Genomic DNA, 19,203 nt, shown 5'->3' with positions numbered 1-19,203 from the left:
AGACGGTTCTGATTATCTTCACACGCCACCATGCTTAACAAATCTTTTTGGCATGATTGACGCATACCATCACAGATATACACAGATAAGTATTTTGTTATTAGGTGTTTATGATTGTCCTCTAGAAGGATGAAAGTTACATGAACACTCTGCGAATTGGCGAAGTATCCATGCGTTTTATCCCACAGAATTTTGTGGACGATTCTATTTTTCTTAAATCTCTCTTATTCAAAAAGATCTGTGAATATCTGCGTAATCTGTGATCAAGATTGTAGAATATTTGTGCACTGTTTTTATGTTTCAGCGAACATTGGAATGAATTTGTTTGGACGCGGACCAGCCAAAACCAACCGGAACCGATCAGAAGGCTGCCTACCTCGTCACAATCAAAGGCCAGCTCTCGAAGCGTATTCTTTGAGACCCCTTATCATAGCTATCAATCCGGCTAAGAGAATAGACGTCTCAACAGCAATCACCGATAGATTATCTCCATCGCATAGGTCTTGCCGATAGCTGCTAAGTTGAAAACATTTCTTTTTAAGCCCTACACCCAATCCATATCAGGGAATCACCCAGGCTGAATGAGAAACGATATAATAGGACACTGGTACCTTAAAGATCTAGGAGAACCGTTTCTGAATATCTTGAACTGCGATCCGAGCGAGCGTGAGAAAATTGCGAATGAGCTGAAGGAGCGCTATGACCGCAGCTACTTTCATGAAGAATATCTCTCAGGCCGGGATGGGGTAGAAAGGAAATTGTATCGGCTCTTTAAAGACAGAGGTGGAAAACCGCAGATAGAAAGACCGGTTTATTGCTTCTTGGGGTTAAACCCATCTGAGCTAATTTATAGTCGCCGCGAATATTATGATTTCAAATTCTTCAAGATCGAGGACATACCCAGTGAAGTAATTTCATTCACTTACCCAGGAAGTATCGCCTCAATCCAGATAGCTGAGCAAGAAAGAGCGAAAGAGTTTCGATCTGCCTACCATGGGAAACTCTATCTGAAAGACGAAATTCACGATGCAATCGAGGAGTTCGGTATGCCTGGAATCGATTTCATTCCGATTGGGTCTCGGCAGCATGATGTATTGGTAGAGGCTCAGGTTTGGAGTATATCCATATTCGATGAGATTGATGAAGTCTCCGATGTGGAAGCGTCCTTCCTACCCTGGATTACCAATCCACCGAAAGAACGTGCCGGCCTCAAGAGAGACTAGGTTTCAGATCGAGCAGATCTTCCTTCTTTGCACTTATCCTTTAGCGCTCGACGATGGTAGAGAGGGCTCCCGGACGAAATAGAGCATCTCCCCAAAACTGACGTATCGTTAAGCTAGCGCCGATACTGATAAGAGACGTTTTGTTGCTCGAGTGCGGCGAGCATGACGCGTTGCCAGGCGTCTTGATACGCCATGATGGCGTCCTCATCTACGGGGGAAATGAGGGCTACGGAGTCGTCTGCGGGGAGAAAAAATGGGGGACCGTTCAAGATGTCTCGGTTTACGAATTCCTTGGATGCTGCGACGGTGTTTCCGCAGAAAGAAAAGTTGGTCACCTGGCCTGCTACGACGGGATCGAGCATGAAATTGATGAAGGTCTCGGCGTTGGAGATGTTACTACTTCCGCGCACGATTGCAAAGCAGTCGAGAAAGGCTAGCGCTGTGGGCTGAGGGGATGTGAATCGGATTTTTGGGATCTCGTCGCGGACCGTGCTTTTGAGTGTGGTCTGACCATCGCGTATGGTGTCGATGTCATCGAGCGCGAGGTCTTTGCGGTTGGAGATGGCTTGGTTCATAGCTACCATGGCGTCGCCGCTCCAAGCCATGGCCATATGTGTTTCCCCTGAGATGAGCCGATCGGATACGTCCGTGCTGTCAAAGCGCGCATCCAGTTCAGTTACGAGCCAGATCAATAGATCTGCCGCTTGATTGATTTCATCTGGATTTTCAGAATTGGGTGGGTAACCCAGATAGATCAGTGCTGAACCCAGCGCGGTACGCATATCATTGATCAGGGAGATGCGCCCTTTGAGTTGAAAGCGTATGCGGGCACGCATCGCTTCGCGCCGAGCGATTTCAGCGTCTAGATTCTCGTAATTGACTCGTTCGGTGTCGATTTCTACCAAATCTTGACCGGGTTCGAGTAAAAAGCCCCAGTTGAGCGGGATCTCATAAGCATGCCAACTGTTGTAAGCGATACCGCCCACGCCAAAGATGTAGGGCACGGAGTATTGAAGGAGCTCTTGAAGGAGGTGGTCGTTGCGGAATCGCCCATCGATTCCATCCCAATTGGGGATATTGCCTGGTATGATTGGCTCGAGAAGGCCGTCATCCACGAGGGTGGATACGAGAAAGTTAGACGGCATGACGACGTCGTATTTCGCTCTCTCTTTAGGGTTTGAAAGGATTTCGTAGAGTTCCTCATTGGTCCCAAAATACGAGACCTGAACGTCGATTCCATAATCCCGAGCGATGGTATCGTAGATGAAATTCAGGAATCCATCCGGGTTGGCTTGTTGATCTTCGGGTATGTAGTTCTCCCATATCAGAATATTCAGCTTCTCGGTAAGCGTAGCGCGATCAATAGGAACAAAGACGTCTTCCTGAGACTGAGGTTTGGGCCAATAATACCAGGTGACAATGACGGTGAGCGGCACCAGCACAAAAAAAGGGATCAGATTATCTTTTCTGAAAAAGCTCATGAGACGGAATCGGTTACAGGCTGAGGCTCCAGATAAAACAGGGCAATGATATCTGCCTTATCTTCTTTCAAAATAGCTTCGAGAGCAGGCACGAGGGAATCGGCCTCCGTGTCACTATTCTCCGCTATGTAAGATTGAGTGAAAATTTCGTTCTCTGTTTGGAAGGCGGTGCAAATGGTTGAGTTGAATGGGTATGATCCTTGATGGACGGTATCGGTTTCGCGCGTATCGCCTGCATTCCAGATGAGGAGATGGAGTTCATGGCACTCGGGTGGAGTGAGGCTGATGCCGAGGTGGTTCAGTCCCTTACGGGCTCCGTGATCGATGATTGATTTCAGGGCTCGAAAAGGATTGTCCGCGTGTTCTTCTAAAAATCCAAGGAGAACAAATTGCGTCGCCTGGATGTCCGCAAAGCCATCGACGGTCTTTGCTGAGCCGGATCGGAAACCCCACAGATGGCACAGGCCAGCAGGTGTCTCAAGACTGCAAGCAAACCACTCATAGTCTCGGTTTCCGACTGGAACGAATTGTGCCACGATCGGTGGGTGCTTGATCCGCTTTGCGCCGGAATCACTCTGTTTGAGGAGTGCCACTATCTGCTGCTGCGCCTCTAAGTTTCTTGAATTCAGAATAGAGTGACGGGTGCGGGCATTTTCGTCTTCAAGAAGGATGTCCAGAGTGTCCAAGGCGTCGCCGAGGGCATTGGTTTCTGCAATCAATCCGGGTTGAAATCGCTCAGTGCCGGGCTGTTTGATAGACTGCTCGATTTGGTGCGTGAGGCGTGCCAATTGAGCGTGAAATATGCGCACTGTGATCTCCGCTACCACAATAACAATGATGGTCGCGCACAGAATAATCGTGATCGAGGCGACAATGAAGTTCGACGAAAAGGCTAGGTAAGGGCGACTGTTGATGACACAAGAGAGGATGCCCCGGACGTCTGCACCTCGGCCGGTATTGTCGGTCACCTGGACAAAGCCAGCGTGCAATGGGCTATGAGCGTCCTTTTGTAGGAGAATGTCTAGGGGCTCCATGAAAACCTCACCTGCCGCCAGCGTATCAAAAATATCCTGCCGGGAGGTGGCTGCCTGTCGGACATTTTCAGCCAATTCATTATTTGTTGTCCAGATGACGCGTGTGGCATCCGGGGTCATCAGATGGAACTCAATTTCGCTGCGTCCTCGGGTGAGCCGTCTCAGAATACGGCGATAATCGTCGGTGATAATGGCCTGGATGTTGGGATCGTCATAGCTGTCCACCTCCATGGCTCCCAGTAATGCACTGAAACTTATGATTTGAGCCTCCATATGATTCCTTAGATTAGCTTCTCCTTGTTGGCGAAGGAAGAAGGCACTGGCTCCAAAGAGCATGGCTGAGATGGCGACCGAGAGTGTGAGAATGATCGCAAAAATCTGTGTGCGTGCCGTCATGTTACTTATTTCCAAACGTGATCATTCGAATGAGGCTACGCATCAATTTGGGGCAGCGATTGATGAGGGCGAGGTATTGAGCGCGAAGTAGTGTGAGACAGCGCGCTCCGTCGGGGCCGGCAAATACCGTGTACGCGGGGGGTTGGTCGAGCGCCAGGGACACGGCGCCTACGATTGGATGGAGCTGCATGCCCTCTGCGTTTTCAAGGGATCCATCGAGTAAAATATAGAGACGGGTCGTTGGCGTGTCGCCTGCCGCAATCAGGCTCTTTGGGGGGTAGGTGCGCGTCTTTCCAAAACGCACGACCAACATCAATTCCTCGTCCGACAGAATGTCTAAGGGCAGAATTTGTTTCAGCGCGAAGAAAGTCTCGATATCTGCATACTCGCGTTTGCTTTCTTTTTCGAAGACTGATCCATACTCAGTTTCCCAGAGTGCTTCCTCTACCTGGCGCACGAGGTCAAGCAGTGCAGATAGGTCCGTTTCTGAAAATTCATGCGGCTCGCGACTCATCACGGCAAAGGTTCCGATGCAATCGCCTTCAGGAGTGAATATGGGTGCGCCGGCATAAAATTTAATGCCTTCATTGCCAGTAACCAAGGGTAAGGTAGCGAAGCGGGTATCCCTCCGCGTATCTTCGATAATCAGGGGTTTTCGGGCAGCGAGCACTTCTTGACAAAATGATTCAGCCCGTGGGTGTTCATCGAATTGGAGTCCGGCATTGGATTTAAACCATTGCACCGATGGGTCTAAGAAAGAGATGACTGCTACTGGTGAGTCAAAGAGGGCACGGGCCATACGCGTCAGGCGCTCATAGCGTTCCTCCCGGCCACTGTGCATCAAGTCCGCTAGGCGCGATGCAGCATCTTCTATAACTGTGGTCTCGATGCCCTCTGTTTTCATGTGGTCACCTCCTCGATCAGGTGGGGTAAGGTGAGCATTGCTTGTGTTTCACTGTCGATCGCAATGCTGATGGTGTCGCCGCCCAAGAGCAGACCGGTTGGCGGGAGCAGTTGATCGCCCGCATAGACGTTCAACGCATCGCGGTCGTTGCTCTGGCTGAAAACGTGGAAGTCCCAGCCAGATTCTGCAATACGTGCATGAAACAGAGCGGCCCCAGGGTAGGATTGTGCTATCACTGCATAGATAGAAGCGAGCTGTGAGGGCGCCTTTCCTATGAGCTCTATCGATGCCGCCCGGAGCTTGAGGCTCGCAATCATGTCTGATGCGGTGCGCCCGTTATTGGGTAGGGCCCAAATAAATAGCTCTTGACCGTTGCCTGCCCAGTTTAGGGTGGCGTGTCTGTTGACACTACCGGAGGCAAAGTCGATTTTGTAGACTTGCCCGATCTTCGCGGGTTGCAGCCAATCTCGGAGCCTTCGGGCAGCAGTCAGCAGAGATGTGTGACGGCTGATGCTATGGTAGTAGCGCTGCATTTCGACGACCTTACTCTCGATGACGCCAGCGAGTCTATTGAAGCGCTCCATCAAGTGCTTTAGCTCAGTGATGCCCTGCTCTGGCATTCGCCTTTGATATTGGCTTGCAGCGATTAGGAGGGCGCTGTGCTTCATGGAGTCGATTGGACTAGTCAATCTAAGCGCGATCCACGCTGAAACAGACCCCGAAAACAGGATAAAAATGGCACCCAAAATAAATGCCGCGTAGGTAGCTTTGCGGGTTTCCACGTCGACTGCTTGAGCGCTGAGATCTACCCCGGTCATGGCTATGACTTCTCCAGTGTCGCTGAAGATGGGGGCATAGGCGCTTTTGAGATATCCCCATCGCTCCCAGAACTGAATGTCGCTGATATAGGTGCCGTCGTGGTACACAGATTTTGTGAGCGCGTCGTAATCAGCTGGATCAATCACATCCATCGTCCCTGGGGGGCAGAAGTCTGGGTGGTCCTCCGGTGTCGCATCGATGCCGTATTCTATCTGTTTTCCGTCAGTCAATCGCTGGGTGTAGAGGTATTTCAACCCCAGCTCTGCTTTCATTAGTAGCATCGCATTGCGGGCGTCTCGATAATACCTGCTTTGCATGGAATAGAACCCCTCGGGGAATTCATCTGAAATGCGTGCGGTGTCGGTCAGGCGAATACGCAGCAATTTGTTACCTGCCGCCCAGACTTCATCCGATCCTCGTGGGATCAGGAGGCTGAAGATATCTTGATTTTTTACTCCTTCGAGTGCGATGGTCTCTTCGGGAAGGAAAGAGCGAGACAAATAGACGATCGTTGTGGTTTCAGCATCATATCCAACCCAACCGGCTGCTGCGCGAGGCATCCATGCTTCCAGAGAATTTAGAATGGGCCGGTCAACGGGCTCGCTCAATTTCTGAGAGTCTAGGGCATAATCGGCCAAACCTGCCTCCCCAAAAACGACCAGGGTGCGCTCACTTGCGTTAAAGCCGGTGATGCGTCGTTGAGGTCGTTCGAGCTGTCCCACCATTTCTGTATCTATGATCGCTGTACCTAATGGGGTGAGCTGCCAGATGTGCCTGCCATTTTTTGCCAGTGCAAACAGTGTCATATCCGGTCCAGGAGTGATCGATATCCAAGCCTGATCGGTTGCTGTGCTGGCAGGATGTGCTCGTCCATTTTCTGTGTTTACGACCAACAGTTCGCCTGTTTCGCGGTCGAGTGCCCACAGCTCTTCCGGGACCGGGGAGAGTTGTAGGTCGGTGATGCTCCGCGGGCGCAAGAGTTCCTTGTGCTGCTCGCCATGCAAGAAGCCGCCCAATGTATCGCTCACCGTGTGTAAGACATCGTCGATGCCGCCGATGATCGTCTTCCGCATTTCGACGTAGATCAATATGCCCTGAAGAAGAATCTGCAGCGAAAGAACGGGCAGAATGAGGCAGAATACGAGCTTCTTCAGATTGAGGTTCATGGCTGTCCTAAGGGCGGTATCCTACCTTGAGTGTGAGGAAGTGAATGCCGACATTGGCGGAAACATCGATGGCCCGTTGAATGGCTCTATGATCTACCTCAAAAAGTCGGCAACCCTCTCGTCCTGCGCGTGCCACGATCTGGTGAGGGCCCTCTGAGATGGCGGCTTCATGCCCGAAGGCTTGAGGGTTTTCTAGCGTGTTCCAGGCATCGCCTTCATTAAGCCGGAAGTCGACTGAACCCTCATGCACAAACCACGCAGATTTTGCCTCAGAATCCGGTGGGATCACCGTAGATTCCGGTTCGAAATCACGCGATTTTATCGAGTCGATCATGTGTGTGATCTCAAAGAGATCGAGGCCGTCGAGCAGCTGCGATTGAGATGCGGCCCAAATACGTTCGGCTGGTGTGTAAATCGGTAGGCGCTTCGAGCGGTCGGCGACTGAACGCTTTATTAACTCACGCATTTGTTCACGCTCTAGACTACTCTCAGAATTTACGAGTCGTTTGTGGCAGACTGCATTGGCCGCTTCGTCTTTGAGCTCCCACATTGCCTGAATGGTCAAAATCCACTCGAGCTCGGATGTCTGTTCTGCTTGTTGGGAGAGCCAAGTGCGGAGAGCCTGACCGCTGACGCGCACGCTATGAGTCTGTATAGGGCCATACCGGCCGACTTTCTCGATATTACTGAAGATTTTGGCGCTGACGATTCGGCCGCATGACTGACTGACGGTCTCGGCCGCGTTACCGCGCTCTTTGATGTTATCTGAATAAAGCGTCGAACGGATGAGATCCATGTCTGGAAGGCGCCCCATCAATTGATAGAGGCTGAGAATAAAATTCGTCGCAGCGACGGTTTGTTCCGAATAATACCGTGGCAACAAGTTGAGCGCTGGGCTGCTGATCTCTGGGTGAGCGAGGAATCGATAGAAATCTGCAAAGCCCGTAGAACGTTTTAGCTCCTCTCGTACGATCGAGTGAAACAACACTTCCAGTTGATAGAAGGAGATATGGCTCAGGATCTGTGCGGCACACTCGCGTGATCGATAGTTTAAGCGTGGATTGAGGAGGCTCTCGACAACGATCGGTACGCAGCGTTTTCCGAGGGTCGCGATCGTCCGTTCGAGCAGCAGATTTTCGCTCGGGGTAAAGGTGTTGCTGCGTTCAATCAAGAGGCCCACCGCACCCATATCGCCCGTGTGGGCGATCATGTCTATGGTTGCTTTCACCTCTCTTTGATCGTCTAGGCGCAATTTCTTGATGAGGGGCCTGACATAAGCTTGGTCGTCGGGTCCAGAGAGCTTCGCCAATGCTTCCAAAGCAGCTAGACGAACGGATGGGTTTTCGTGTGTCGCGTAAGGAATGACCTCAGGTATAAAAGAACGCTCACCGCGGTTATTGAGAATTTTGAGGGCAATGACCCTATCGGAATCCCCGCCATGCAGCATATCTGCGAGCTGCTGAAGAAAATGTCCGCGATCGCGCGCAGTCGCTTCGTCATGGGTCCCAGATGCATGCATGGGGTGTCTTGCGATCTGTGTGCCCTGCGGCATGAGCAATTGAATCGACGCGTCCGAGAGCAGCCCATGAGTGACCAGTGTTTCGAAAATACGAGGATGCTTCAGGACCGATGTATGGTTTATATCCTCAATCCAAAGGATTAGCTGCGCGGTGACCTCGGGATTTTCTGCAACTAGGATCTCTTCTAATATGCGTGCGGCTTCGTTTAGGTCGTCGTCGTCCAGGCGTGGCATCAGATCGATGAGCGATTCAAGGGCGAGTTTCTGATCGCGCAGCCATAAAAAACGAATCGCCGTTAATGCAGATCGGTAGTCGTCGGATCGCGCATAAGTAATGATGCGGTTCAGTTCGCCACGGGAGAGCGATTGGACGGTATCTTTTAGCGAGATGGATAGATCAAGCCAGGTGCTTCGAAGATTGCGTACTAAAGCTTGTATATATTCGTTTCGCAGCAGGGCAACGCAGATAAACATGGCCGCGACACCGGCAAGGGCAGTTCCGGCAAGCTTGGGCACCGTCATATCTCTTCCCCAGGTCAGCAGGAAAATACCCGCAATGGCCGCGGCGCACGGCTCGCAAAATCCCTCGATAAACGTACGGATTTGCTCCTTGGCTTTGTTGGGGAGGGCGTTGAACAAGAAGTTGTAGTTGTTGTTATCAATGGATACCAAGAGGGTCTGGTAGGCCATGTAGCCTAGGAAGGCTGCCGCGAATGCATCGGTGAACGAGAAGGTAAGAAAGACAGCGAGGTAGGCTATGGGCTGAATGAAGGCCATATTTCTTACCCCGAACACGGCGACCAACTTATTAAACAGAAAGAGGTTGATGAACAGGTTCAACCCGTTGGTGGCCATCGTGAGCATCCCGAAAAGCCCCGCCAGCTCCTCCTCACTTCTACCCTCCGAGAAGATGCCCATGGTAATAAATTCACAGACGCTCGTGAGCGACAGTGTGGAGAAGAGCAGTAGGGTGATGAGGATCGCAAAGCGGGAGCCATTAAAGGTCTCAAGCATGTGACTCAGCCGTTCTAGGAACGTCCCTTCTGGCCCGTCTTCGGTATCGGTATCCGTCAGTTTTACTTGGGTTTTGTTGATCCAAGCCAGCACCCCAAAGGCAGCAAGCGCGCAAGCGCTCCACACCAGAAATACCCATTCGACTGACGCATACTCGGTGATCGATTTGACTAAAGCCCCTCCCAGCATCGCCCCGAGTGCAGCCCCAGCACTGAATAGCCCATAAACGCGCTTGCCTGTCTGGAGGTCGAAATAAGTGTCGATGTAGTTCCACAGTGTGGAATAAATGCCGACATACCAGAGATAGGTGTAGAGCTTTGCCGTATAGATGAGCCAGGTCGGGTATCCGCTGTCTCCACTCCCTGAAAGATAGAATCCAGCAAAGAGTCCGACGCCTCCCATAAGCAGAATCGTGTTGCTGAAACGGACGACAAATTCGATCCCAAATCGGCTGAGGAGTACCGTGATCAACGGGATATAAAACAGCATCATAACCGGTGCTGCTATGTAGATCACGGGTAGTTTATCTACCCCTTCCTGGACGAAGAAAATGGAATCCGCCGCCGTGATGCCGGCGGTCAATCCCGCCTGCATCAGCAGAGATAACAGCACAAACTGTGAGACTGGAACGATCTCGCCTGGGTAGATGCGTAGGATTTTTGTCAACCAGTTCATCATGCCGGGCGAGGGTCTCTAAGCCATAGGCTTGCGGCTGATCAAAACCAAGCTGCGGTGGTCATGGGCGTAGCTGCGAAATTCGGGATGTGGTGCCTCCGACCAGGTGTGTTCCTCTGCATAAATCACTTCCATTCCTGCCTTTTCCAACAGACCTATCGCCTGTTCGCGAGAATAGAAACGGTAGTAGTAATTATTCTGGTACAGATAGGTGTGGCTACCCAAGCCTACCATATCCTCTCCGGCGATCTCCTCAGTATCGTCCGGGATATTACACAGGAGTTTGCCTCCGGGGCGTAATACTCGAGCCATCTCTTCTAAAACCTGAGCTGCTTCTGGAAGAGTTTCGATGACATCTGCCATCAGGATCAAATCAAACGAAGCGTTCGGATAGGGCGTTTGAGAAAGGTCACACTGAGTCGTTTTGATACGATTACCAAACCGTTGAGCCAACTTGGACAAGGCTCCCGCAGAAGCGTCGCAGGCGTAGATTTCATTTCCCGCATCAATAAAAAATGGCAAATTGCGCCCCTCACCCGTGGCTGCATCAAGAAAAGTACGGCCTGCTCCCAAGTTAGTTCCCAAAGGCTCAATCACACTTTCTAGAAAGGCCAGTGGCTCCTCGCCCCAGACTGGATTTGAGGTCGCGCGATAAAGCCGGTCCCATGCGGACTTGTTAGATTCGTTAGCACTTTCCTCTACCATGGCCGACAGGCTCGCCAGCCCCCATCTGTAATCAATGATAAACTACCTCCAAAATGCGGACGACTTTCAGGTCAAGGACGGAAACTGCGCCATGAGGGGCAGCATGGATGCGTAGTGACTCGACCTCCTCGTCGGGCAAATTCCCAAGGTTCAGGAGTGCGGTCGTGTTCCAGTGCATGTTCGCAACCTCATCGATGAGACGCCGATGAAGCCCCGTGCGTCCGCCCTCTGCAGGAAAGGCCGATAGCGGCGGCATATTGTGGTAGTGGGCGGCATCGCGGACTGTATCATAGAGGTCCGATTCAGTCCCCCAGGGTGGGTCTGCAAAAACAAAATCCGGGCCAGTCTCACCATCAGGCCAGGCCTGGAAAAAGTCGCTTTCTAGAAGCCGGATGTCTAATGAATGTGCCCGAACATTCTCCTTGGCTAGTTCCAGGGCGCCCCCGTCAAGATCCAGTCCAGTGAGTAAGGTCTTCGGGCGCTCATTTTTTAGAGCGATACTCAAGCTGCCGCCGCCCACCCCAAATTCAACCACCCGTGGCGGTCGGCCATCGTGTCTAGTGAAGTGATCTATGCGCTCTACTAACACGTCGATCAAATACGTGAGCTCCGCATCGGTAATGAAGGCCCGGCGATCCATCTTGATTGATAAGCCGCGAAACATGATCTCTCCAAGAATGTAAGCTACCGGTTCTCCTAATTCGAGCCGCTTCACCCAGCGCGCTAAACGCGCCCGGTTGTCGCCAGCCGCAGCTTCAAGCTGAGATAATTGAGATGCGTCCATGAAGGTAGATATGCATGTGCGGACTTATTTACTGTCAATGCAATCTACCCAGGAGCTTGCATTCTGAAATTGAAACGAGTGATCCGATATCTCGAGGAGATTTTCATCAATCTACATCGAGACTTCTGTCTTGTTTTCGGTCAGATGCCTTATTCAAAAACTCATCGTGTTTAGGATGCATGTTCCAAATCAAATTGGCTCCTAATGCGTATGCGTGGAGGCTTGCAGATCGGTAAGTAAGGCCGATATTTTTAAAACGCTTGTATCCGTTATGAGTGATCGTTGTGACCGTAGCAGAATCAATATTGTTAGTGTGGCAAAAAGAGCACAGTGACTTCAGTTCACCAGGCTTTTCATAATATCGGTCAGACCATTTAGTTTCTACAGTCCAACGAACCCTTTGATCGGGGCCTAAGTAGACCATGTCAACTTCCCCATTTGACCATCTAGCATAATGGAGTCTCGTTGTATCAGAGTGAAACCACTGTGCGTAGATTGCTGTTTCGACCAGATCACCCATTGCTTCATCCTCGCCTCCTATCGGTGCGAACAATGCCGACCTGATTGAGGGATTAGTCAGATACACTTTAAAAAAATTTGCTCTCTTAAATCGTTTAGCGTTTCGATCGACTCGATGGACCGTCCGTATAAGAAAAGCTGCTTCAAGATATTCGATGTAGCGTTTTATCGTGTTCTTGGCGACACCTGAACTTTTTGCCAAAGATTCTAAAGAAACTTCGTTAGCAGAATTAAAAGCTAGCGTGGTAAAGAGATAATTTAGTTCCTGAATATCTTGTATGCCATAGAGGCTTGGGAGGTCTCTCAGCAAAACCTTGTCAATTATATCGCTCTTGATGAATCGGGCTGGATTTTTCTGAAGCTCGGGGCTGAGTGCGATTTCAGGATATCCTCCGAAATTTATGTAATCAACGAAGGCTTCATTCAGGCGATCAATATCTTTACAGATGTAGTCAACACTGTCTCGGTGTGTTTCAGGTTTGGCGACAACGAGGTCTTCCTCTTTTGATAAGATCAGATATTCGTAGAACGTAAGAGGGGGAAGTAAGAAATCTGTGAACCTACCTGCGCCAGATTCTTGACTTTTTAGCTTTAGTGCGGCGGCGGCAGATCCGGAAACGCAAAATTTGATAGATGACCGAAGATCCACTAGGCTTTTCAAGTGCCGCTCCCAATCCTTTAGATATTGGATCTCGTCGAAGAAGACATATACCTGCTCCTCATCGAAATCTATGCCAGTAATGGCAGTATATTCTTGGAGTATGTCGTCGAATGTGAGTCCGTTATATATCGGGCTGTCGATAGAACAATATAGTATCCGTGAGGCGGGTACGTTTGACTGTATCAGCTTTCTTATGCTGTGGTGAATCATCACTGTTTTACCGACCCTCCGGGGGCCGAGTAGAACCACGGCGCGATGGACGGATGCGTCACTAACCAACGGGAAAAACAGCTCCAGGTAGGCGCGCGGCTGCAAGGCTGTATAGGACTTCGAGATTGCTTCTCTGTCTACCCACCATGGATTTTCCGCATGCAATCTTCTTTGAATTTGCTCTCTTGAAATGCTCTTAATTCATTTAAGAGTATTTTGATGATTCTATAAGTCAAAAATTATTTAGAAATAAACAATTGATCTTATATTTCATTTTTTGTTGTTGGTATCTCCACGATTGACTCTCAACTGCCTTATCCGAATACCCAATCATATGAAAAGCGTGGTAGTCTCGGATTTAGTGAAACGCTTTGGGTCGGTCACGGCCTTGGACACCGTCAACCTCCATGTCGAGCCAGGTGAGCTTTTCTTTTTTCTTGGGCCGAGCGGTTGCGGTAAGACCACGCTTCTTCGGAGCATAGCTGGGTTTTACGAGCCTGAGTCGGGATCTATTGCGATTGGAGACCGAGACGTCACCCGCACACCCGCACACAAACGCGAGGCAGGCATGGTATTCCAGAATTATGCCCTTTTTCCCCATCTGACTGTATTTGAGAACGTCGCCTTCGGTCTGAAACAGCGTAAATGGTCCACAGATAAGATTGCTACGGCGGTTTCCGAAGCTCTGCGGCAGGTGCGCTTGGAAGCCTATACGGAGCGTAAGCCTGCGGCCCTGTCTGGGGGCCAACAACAGCGCGTTGCGCTTGCTCGAGCTCTCGTGTTTCGCCCTGGTATTTTGTTATTGGATGAACCTTTGTCGAATCTAGATGCTGCCCTCCGTAATGCCATGAGGACCGAGATTCGATCGATCTGCAAGCAAGCCGGAATGACTTCCATCTACGTCACACACGACCAAAAGGAAGCCCTCGCCATCGCCGATCGCATTGCGGTGATGCACCTGGGGAAAATAGAGCAGGTGGGCGCGCCGCTCGAGATTTATAAGCGCCCGCGTAGTCGATTCGTGGCAGAGTTTGTAGGCTCGGGGAATTTTCTTTCAGGCTCTGTGCTGCATGCAGTGGGACCGTCCATTTTGGTGAAGACGCCGCTAGGCGATCTGGCAGGAACTGCCTCAAATTCAGATTTTGAGCCTGAGCCGGGAGCCCCAGTCGATATTCTCATACGCCCTGAATCGATACAAACTGGACTTATGCCGCCCGAAGAAAATGCTTTCCCGCTCAAGATCGAGCGTGTCACTTTTCTAGGGGAAGCGGCTCAAGTCGAAGCACGCTCTGGGGATGAGGTGATTGAATTTCTAGAGTTTAACCCGCACCAGTCGGCCGATGCGCGCGTGGGCGAGAAGTGTCACGCTTGGGTGGATTCAGACGACGTAGTAGTGATTCCACAGTCATGAGAATCAAAGGCATCGTTTTTGGCCTAGGCCTGCTTGGAGTGTTTCTCGTCCCATTTTGCATGCAGGAGAGGGTGCGGGATAGCCATGCTGAAACGGGGGTGGGTGAGGTCGATCGAGTCATCGTCGTATCACCGCATAATGAGGCGATACGCTACGAGTTCGGACAGGCTTTTGAGGCTTGGTATCTCGAGCGCACTGGCCGAGTCATGCAGGTCGATTGGCGTGTGATCGGCGGGACGAGTGAAATCGTTCGCAAGGTCCAAAGCGACTATGTCAGCGCCTTTCGCCAATACTGGACAGAAGACAGAGGCCAAGTATGGTGCAGCGAGATTCAGCGTGGGTTTATGAACCGGAGGCTGCTTATCGATGAAACATCCGACGACGATACCCCCGTCGAGGCAGCACGGCGTGCCTTTCTCGCATCTCAAGTCGGCTGTGGAATCGATGTTTTTTTTGGTGGAGGCAGCTATGACTTTAGTATTCAGGCGGCACAAGGCACGCTCGTATCCACAGGTTTGTTAGAAAAGCACCCACAATGGTTTACTGAAGACGCCTTTCCGATGACTTATTCTGGTGAGGATTTTTGGGATCCCGAGGGGCGTTGGTTCGGTGCTGTGCTTTCGACGTTCGGTATTATTTATAATCGTGATTCGCTAGAACGCCTTGGGATTGAATCTGAGCCAGCGCAATGGCCAGATCTCGCTGACCCGCGCTTATTTGGAGAAGTCGCTCTAGCCGACCCCACCAAGAGTGGCTCGATTACCCGAGCCTTTGAGTTGCTCATTCAGTCTGAGATTTTTCGTCAGATAGCGGCACTCTCAGAGATTCCGGAACGAGGCAGTGTAGCAGAGATGGCTATGGTGGAGTTGGGATGGACCGCAGGCCTTCAGCTCATTGTCGAAATAGCCAGTAATGCGCGTTACTTTACAGACTCGTCGACCAAACCCTCGCTGGATGTTAGCCAGGGAGATTGCGCTATCGGGATGAGTATTGATTTCTACGGTCGACAGCAGGCTGAATCGATCAACCAGCGCGGAGGCGTGGCGCGTTTTGACTATGTGGCTCCAGAAGGCGGCTCGTCTGTCTCTGTTGACCCGATCGCCGTCTTTCGTGGGGCGCCCAATGCGGCTCCCGCTGCACTATTTGTCGAGTTTGTCATGTCGCCAGCCGGTCAGAAGCTATGGAATTTCAAGCCTGGCACGCCTGGGGGCCCAGAGCGCTACGCATTACGCCGTTCGCCCGTGCAGCGTTTTTTGTTTGAGGAATCGTTCAAACCATTTCGCTCTGATCCCGAAGTTAACGACTACGAAATAGCGAAAGACTTTGTCTATCGGCCTGAGTGGACAGGGAGGCTATTTAGTCCCATCCGGGTGATCATACGCGCGATCTGTCTCGATCCCTTCGAGGAGTTACGAGAAGCCCGCAGAGCAATCATTCATGCGCGTGCTGCAGGGAGAGATGATGAGGCCGATGCTGCAACTGCTATCATGTTAGACATTAGCCCGCTCAGCTACAGCTACATGATCGACGAGTTTGCTCCGGCACTTCGGAAAATGAGCGAAATCGAAGGGCTGAGAACGACACGCGAATTGACTGAGATCTTCCGCGAGCGTTATCACCAAGTGGTGGACATGTTGGAAGAATAATAAATTAATGAGTAAAAAATTTATCCAGACTCATACGCCCTCACTACCTTTGCAATCCTGACCGAATACTGCGTATACCACTGCTTCTTTCCCAGCTCTTGTGCCCCAAGATGCTCCATATTTCGCTTCCAAATACGGATGCTTTCCTCTGTCTCCCAGTATGAAACGGTGATGCCCTTTCCATCCTGGCCCCGGACACTGTCGACTCCAATGAATCCGTCCTGTTTTTCAGCTAGCTCAATCATACGGTCAGCGGTTGCTGAATAATCGACATCAACCACCTCCGTGCGCTCGGAGGTGAATATGACTGCGAAGCACTCCTTATCCGGGGCCATTTTTGATTTTGCTAGCGTTGCCTAAGTGGCGCGAACGAAAGATTTCTGAATACGTTGCCGCTGTCTTCTTAAAGTTGCCAAAATCCTGCCTCAGTCCCGCCTTGAAAATAAATAGCACACATGCCGTGGCCCGGAATCTCCATGGGCGGCACTGCGATTTCCGCTCCAGACTCGGCAGCCATGGTAACCGCCTGCTCGATGTCATCGACCAAGGTATAGGAACGGGTCACGGGCTTCTCCGCATCATGCATCGGGGCTCGGATGCCCAAGAGACATCCGTCACCCAAACGAACGGTGCGTGCCCCACCCAGGCTGGGGTCCGCCTCACTAAAAATAACGTTATGCGTACGAGCATGCAGCCGACACGCCGCCTCTACGTCTGTGGTTACGATCTCTAGGTAATGCACTTGCATGATTTGCTCGATGTTGAATTGGGTCGATCTTGTGGGCGACTGGAGCAGCAAAAGCGCCAGGGTGGAATTTGCTGAGGCTCTTATTTTTGCGAGAAGCCATCTCCCTCTTGGAGGATCTCTATCCGGTTTCCAAACGGATCTTCAGTGTAGAATCTTTTCCTATTGGGGAGTGAGTCGTCCCAGACTACTCGGTGGCCTCGTTCCTTCAAAGCGCGCTCAATACTGTCCAAGTCTTCGACTATAAAAGCTGGATGTGCTTTCTGTTGGGGCACGAATGGTGTATCTACCCCGATGTGTAGGATCACGCTGCCTTTACGAAACCAACAACCGCCACGCGATGCCAAGGGCTCAGGCTTCTGCTGCTCTGACATTCCAAAAACACCTGCGAAGAAGCGGCGCGCCTTTTCTTCTTCGCCAGCGGGCATCGCGAGTTGCAGATGATCGAGTTTCATAGCCAATGCTAGGATTATTACTCAATAATCAGTTTGTAAAGCATGGTGGTCGGGCTCATTTGGGTTATGGGGTAACCTGAACTGGCAAAATATCTCTGTTTGTGTTTTACGAATGAAATGGAAAAAAGATCCCTACCGAGAAAGTAGCCGTGTCGATCATAATAGCCATATTTGAGAGCCGCTGTAGATGAGAATTATTGTTCGCATCATAGTGTCCATAATGCTTTTAGCGTCATCTGCAGTTTGCGCACATCATGCTGTTTTTTTTGCTTGGGCTCATACAGCACCACCTGACACTTACAACGATCACTATGAGAAGTGGTTTTATGTGTATGGAATTCTCTTTTTGGTTCAGCCGCTTATTGCAGCAGCAGTGATTTATCTCCTTAGACGCAAAGATAAGACAGCGTAGGGTGTTCGCGACAGCGATTGCCGGGTGCCCGATCATACCTTCGTGTGCGGCTTTTCGGGCAAAAACTGACAAACAGAGATCAGGACTTCACACAAACGATCACGATTTACCATAACAAGTCACATGCGAGTATCACACTCCGCGCACGACTGATTGACCCTTGAAAACAGCAAAGCACTGCAGCGACGTCTAACCGAAACGTCCAGCGGTTGAGTTACGATAGCTATCAGATACTAGCCCTAGATCACGAGCCCACCGCCATCTACACAGAGGACGTGGCCGGTGACAAACGGGGAAGTCATCAGAAAAATTGCTGCATGAGCCATATCGTCTGGAGACCCTACTGAGCCGGTCGGAAGCTTTTCTTTGACAGCCTCGAACATCGCGTCTCTAGCGGCTTCATCCATCGATAAGAATGCGTCGGTCCCTTGGGTCAGTCCGGGAGACACGGCATTAACGCGAATGGGTGCGAGTTCTACTGCCAGACCTTTAGCAAGACATTCGATCGCGGCATTGATAGATCCAAGCAGTGATGAGGTCCGTGGTCGCTGCGCCAGGATGCCCGAGAAAAACACGATGGAGCCCCCCTCTTCAAGCAAGGCGTGTTTGGCACAGAGCGCTTGCCCCACGTATTTGTTATTTATTGAAAATTGAAGGTTCTCGAGGCTCGTCTCCAAGAACGGACCGGTGCGGATCGAACTCCCCGGCGTGGCTAAATGGTCGAGCTTTCCGCATCGCTGAAAAAAAGCCTCAACCGAGGCCTCGTCGCTCGTATCAATCTGAAATCCTTGGCAGCCGTTCCCTATTTGTTCTACAGCAGATTTAAGTTTCTCTTCTGTCCGACCCCCGATAATGACTTCTGCGCCCAGCTCGGCAGCTAAGTTCGCGATCCCTAGGCCCATGCCCGCAGATCCACCAATGACAGCAATTTTTTTGTTAGAGAGTGATTTCATAGAATTGAACCAAAGACGCCCCCATAGGGATTCGATTTTTCACTGAAAGACAAATAGAACAATTGCTTTTGTCTTCGAGAATTAGAGGGCTCTCGGTGCTGTAAAATCCTATTCTCTGGGTCAAACGCTTTGCCATTCCAGTTCGAAGCTAGTTTGTCGTAGCTTTCTGCTTTTTGCTGAGGGTCATTCTCTCTTTCGTTGAACGATGAGGTGCCCTGATGGCGGCGCTAGCCGACTTTGTGGCCACCGGCTGGATATGGGTGACCGGTGGGGTGAGATAGGGTGAAGGGGTGGTGCATCATGCCGCTTACTGTTGGAATGTCAGCAGGTTCAGGTCTCGATTGGTATCAGGCGGGGAAATACTGGCAAAACTCTTCTCCGTGCCTTGGCGCCTCCGTGAGAGATTTTTGGCGACGGAGTGGGTCGGAGCGATAGATGATCGAGCCGCGGAAGGCGCAGAAAGGACGCGGA

General features: G+C 50.9%; 15 protein-coding genes. 3 read left to right on the top strand and 12 right to left on the bottom strand.

Annotated features, from left to right (window positions below):
- The first annotated feature begins 581 nt into the window (after positions 1-581).
- Positions 582-1,223, top strand: a complete 642-nt coding sequence (locus HRU10_13010) for a hypothetical protein (GenBank protein ID NRA28150.1) — start codon at positions 582-584, stop codon at positions 1,221-1,223.
- Positions 1,224-1,336: 113 nt separating this feature from the next.
- Here HRU10_13010 and HRU10_13005 read toward each other — a convergent pair whose 3' ends face one another.
- From HRU10_13005 to HRU10_12970, 8 genes are all read right to left on the bottom strand, one after another.
- On the bottom strand, positions 1,337-2,704 hold the full coding sequence (locus HRU10_13005) for a spermidine/putrescine ABC transporter substrate-binding protein (GenBank protein NRA28149.1): 1,368 nt from the start codon (positions 2,702-2,704) through the stop codon (positions 1,337-1,339).
- Positions 2,701-4,134 carry a hypothetical protein gene (locus HRU10_13000; GenBank protein NRA28148.1) on the bottom strand — a complete coding sequence of 478 codons (1,434 nt, stop codon included), beginning with the start codon at positions 4,132-4,134 and terminating at the stop codon, positions 2,701-2,703. Before HRU10_13000 ends, HRU10_13005 begins: the two co-directional genes overlap by 4 nt.
- 1 nt (position 4,135) lies before the next feature.
- Entirely contained in the window at positions 4,136-5,038 is a 903-nt protein-coding gene (locus HRU10_12995) for a GAF domain-containing protein (protein NRA28147.1), read from the bottom strand.
- Positions 5,035-7,023, bottom strand: a complete 1,989-nt coding sequence (locus HRU10_12990) for a hypothetical protein (GenBank protein NRA28146.1) — start codon at positions 7,021-7,023, stop codon at positions 5,035-5,037. Before HRU10_12990 ends, HRU10_12995 begins: the two co-directional genes overlap by 4 nt.
- Positions 7,024-7,030: 7 nt before the next feature.
- Complete coding sequence (locus tag HRU10_12985) at positions 7,031-10,234, bottom strand: HEAT repeat domain-containing protein (GenBank protein NRA28145.1); 3,204 nt, start codon at positions 10,232-10,234, stop codon at positions 7,031-7,033.
- Between the two features lie 15 nt (positions 10,235-10,249).
- The gene (locus tag HRU10_12980) at positions 10,250-10,936 is read right to left on the bottom strand and encodes a class I SAM-dependent methyltransferase (GenBank protein ID NRA28144.1); all 687 of its coding nucleotides are present in this window, start codon (positions 10,934-10,936) and stop codon (positions 10,250-10,252) included.
- Between the two features lie 31 nt (positions 10,937-10,967).
- Entirely contained in the window at positions 10,968-11,720 is a 753-nt protein-coding gene (locus HRU10_12975; GenBank protein ID NRA28143.1) for a methyltransferase, read from the bottom strand.
- 106 nt (positions 11,721-11,826) lie between these two features.
- A complete protein-coding gene (locus HRU10_12970) occupies positions 11,827-13,311 on the bottom strand; it encodes an ATP-binding protein (GenBank protein ID NRA28142.1) in 1,485 nt (494 codons plus the stop codon).
- A 133-nt stretch (positions 13,312-13,444) separates the two neighbouring features.
- On the opposite strand from HRU10_12970, the gene HRU10_12965 reads away from it, so the two are divergent.
- Positions 13,445-14,521 (top strand): ABC transporter ATP-binding protein, encoded by a 1,077-nt coding sequence (locus HRU10_12965; protein NRA28141.1) that lies wholly within the window; start codon positions 13,445-13,447, stop codon positions 14,519-14,521.
- Positions 14,518-16,167 (top strand): extracellular solute-binding protein, encoded by a 1,650-nt coding sequence (locus HRU10_12960; GenBank protein NRA28140.1) that lies wholly within the window; start codon positions 14,518-14,520, stop codon positions 16,165-16,167. The genes HRU10_12965 and HRU10_12960 overlap by 4 nt, the downstream gene beginning before the upstream one ends.
- 20 nt (positions 16,168-16,187) lie before the next feature.
- Here HRU10_12960 and HRU10_12955 read toward each other — a convergent pair whose 3' ends face one another.
- From HRU10_12955 to HRU10_12940, 4 genes are all read right to left on the bottom strand, one after another.
- A complete protein-coding gene (locus HRU10_12955; GenBank protein ID NRA28139.1) occupies positions 16,188-16,502 on the bottom strand; it encodes an antibiotic biosynthesis monooxygenase in 315 nt (104 codons plus the stop codon).
- 68 nt (positions 16,503-16,570) lie between these two features.
- Positions 16,571-16,915, bottom strand: coding sequence for a hydroxylase (locus HRU10_12950; GenBank protein NRA28138.1), 345 nt, complete (start codon positions 16,913-16,915; stop codon positions 16,571-16,573).
- Between the two features lie 80 nt (positions 16,916-16,995).
- Positions 16,996-17,367 carry a glyoxalase gene (locus HRU10_12945; protein ID NRA28137.1) on the bottom strand — a complete coding sequence of 124 codons (372 nt, stop codon included), beginning with the start codon at positions 17,365-17,367 and terminating at the stop codon, positions 16,996-16,998.
- A gap of 651 nt (positions 17,368-18,018) precedes the next feature.
- Positions 18,019-18,732, bottom strand: coding sequence for an SDR family oxidoreductase (locus HRU10_12940; protein NRA28136.1), 714 nt, complete (start codon positions 18,730-18,732; stop codon positions 18,019-18,021).
- Positions 18,733-19,203 lie beyond the last annotated feature (471 nt).

The organism is Opitutales bacterium (assembly GCA_013215165.1).
Classification (GTDB): domain Bacteria; phylum Verrucomicrobiota; class Verrucomicrobiia; order Opitutales; family JABSRG01; genus JABSRG01.
This window is presented reverse-complemented; position numbering and strand designations above follow the sequence as displayed.

Excerpts from the sequence above, each read along its gene's own strand:
- HRU10_13010 (NRA28150.1), top strand. The coding sequence starts at position 582 with ATGAGAAACGATATAATAGGACACTGGTACCTTAAAGATCTAGGAGAA.
- HRU10_13005 (NRA28149.1), bottom strand. The coding sequence starts at position 2,704 with ATGAGCTTTTTCAGAAAAGATAATCTGATCCCTTTTTTTGTGCTGGTG.
- HRU10_13000 (NRA28148.1), bottom strand. The coding sequence starts at position 4,134 with ATGACGGCACGCACACAGATTTTTGCGATCATTCTCACACTCTCGGTC.
- HRU10_12995 (NRA28147.1), bottom strand. The coding sequence starts at position 5,038 with ATGAAAACAGAGGGCATCGAGACCACAGTTATAGAAGATGCTGCATCG.
- HRU10_12990 (NRA28146.1), bottom strand. The coding sequence starts at position 7,023 with ATGAACCTCAATCTGAAGAAGCTCGTATTCTGCCTCATTCTGCCCGTT.
- HRU10_12985 (NRA28145.1), bottom strand. The coding sequence starts at position 10,234 with ATGATGAACTGGTTGACAAAAATCCTACGCATCTACCCAGGCGAGATC.
- HRU10_12980 (NRA28144.1), bottom strand. The coding sequence starts at position 10,936 with ATGGTAGAGGAAAGTGCTAACGAATCTAACAAGTCCGCATGGGACCGG.
- HRU10_12975 (NRA28143.1), bottom strand. The coding sequence starts at position 11,720 with ATGGACGCATCTCAATTATCTCAGCTTGAAGCTGCGGCTGGCGACAAC.
- HRU10_12965 (NRA28141.1), top strand. The coding sequence starts at position 13,445 with ATGAAAAGCGTGGTAGTCTCGGATTTAGTGAAACGCTTTGGGTCGGTC.
- HRU10_12960 (NRA28140.1), top strand. The coding sequence starts at position 14,518 with ATGAGAATCAAAGGCATCGTTTTTGGCCTAGGCCTGCTTGGAGTGTTT.
- HRU10_12955 (NRA28139.1), bottom strand. The coding sequence starts at position 16,502 with ATGGCCCCGGATAAGGAGTGCTTCGCAGTCATATTCACCTCCGAGCGC.
- HRU10_12950 (NRA28138.1), bottom strand. The coding sequence starts at position 16,915 with ATGCAAGTGCATTACCTAGAGATCGTAACCACAGACGTAGAGGCGGCG.
- HRU10_12945 (NRA28137.1), bottom strand. The coding sequence starts at position 17,367 with ATGAAACTCGATCATCTGCAACTCGCGATGCCCGCTGGCGAAGAAGAA.
- HRU10_12940 (NRA28136.1), bottom strand. The coding sequence starts at position 18,732 with ATGAAATCACTCTCTAACAAAAAAATTGCTGTCATTGGTGGATCTGCG.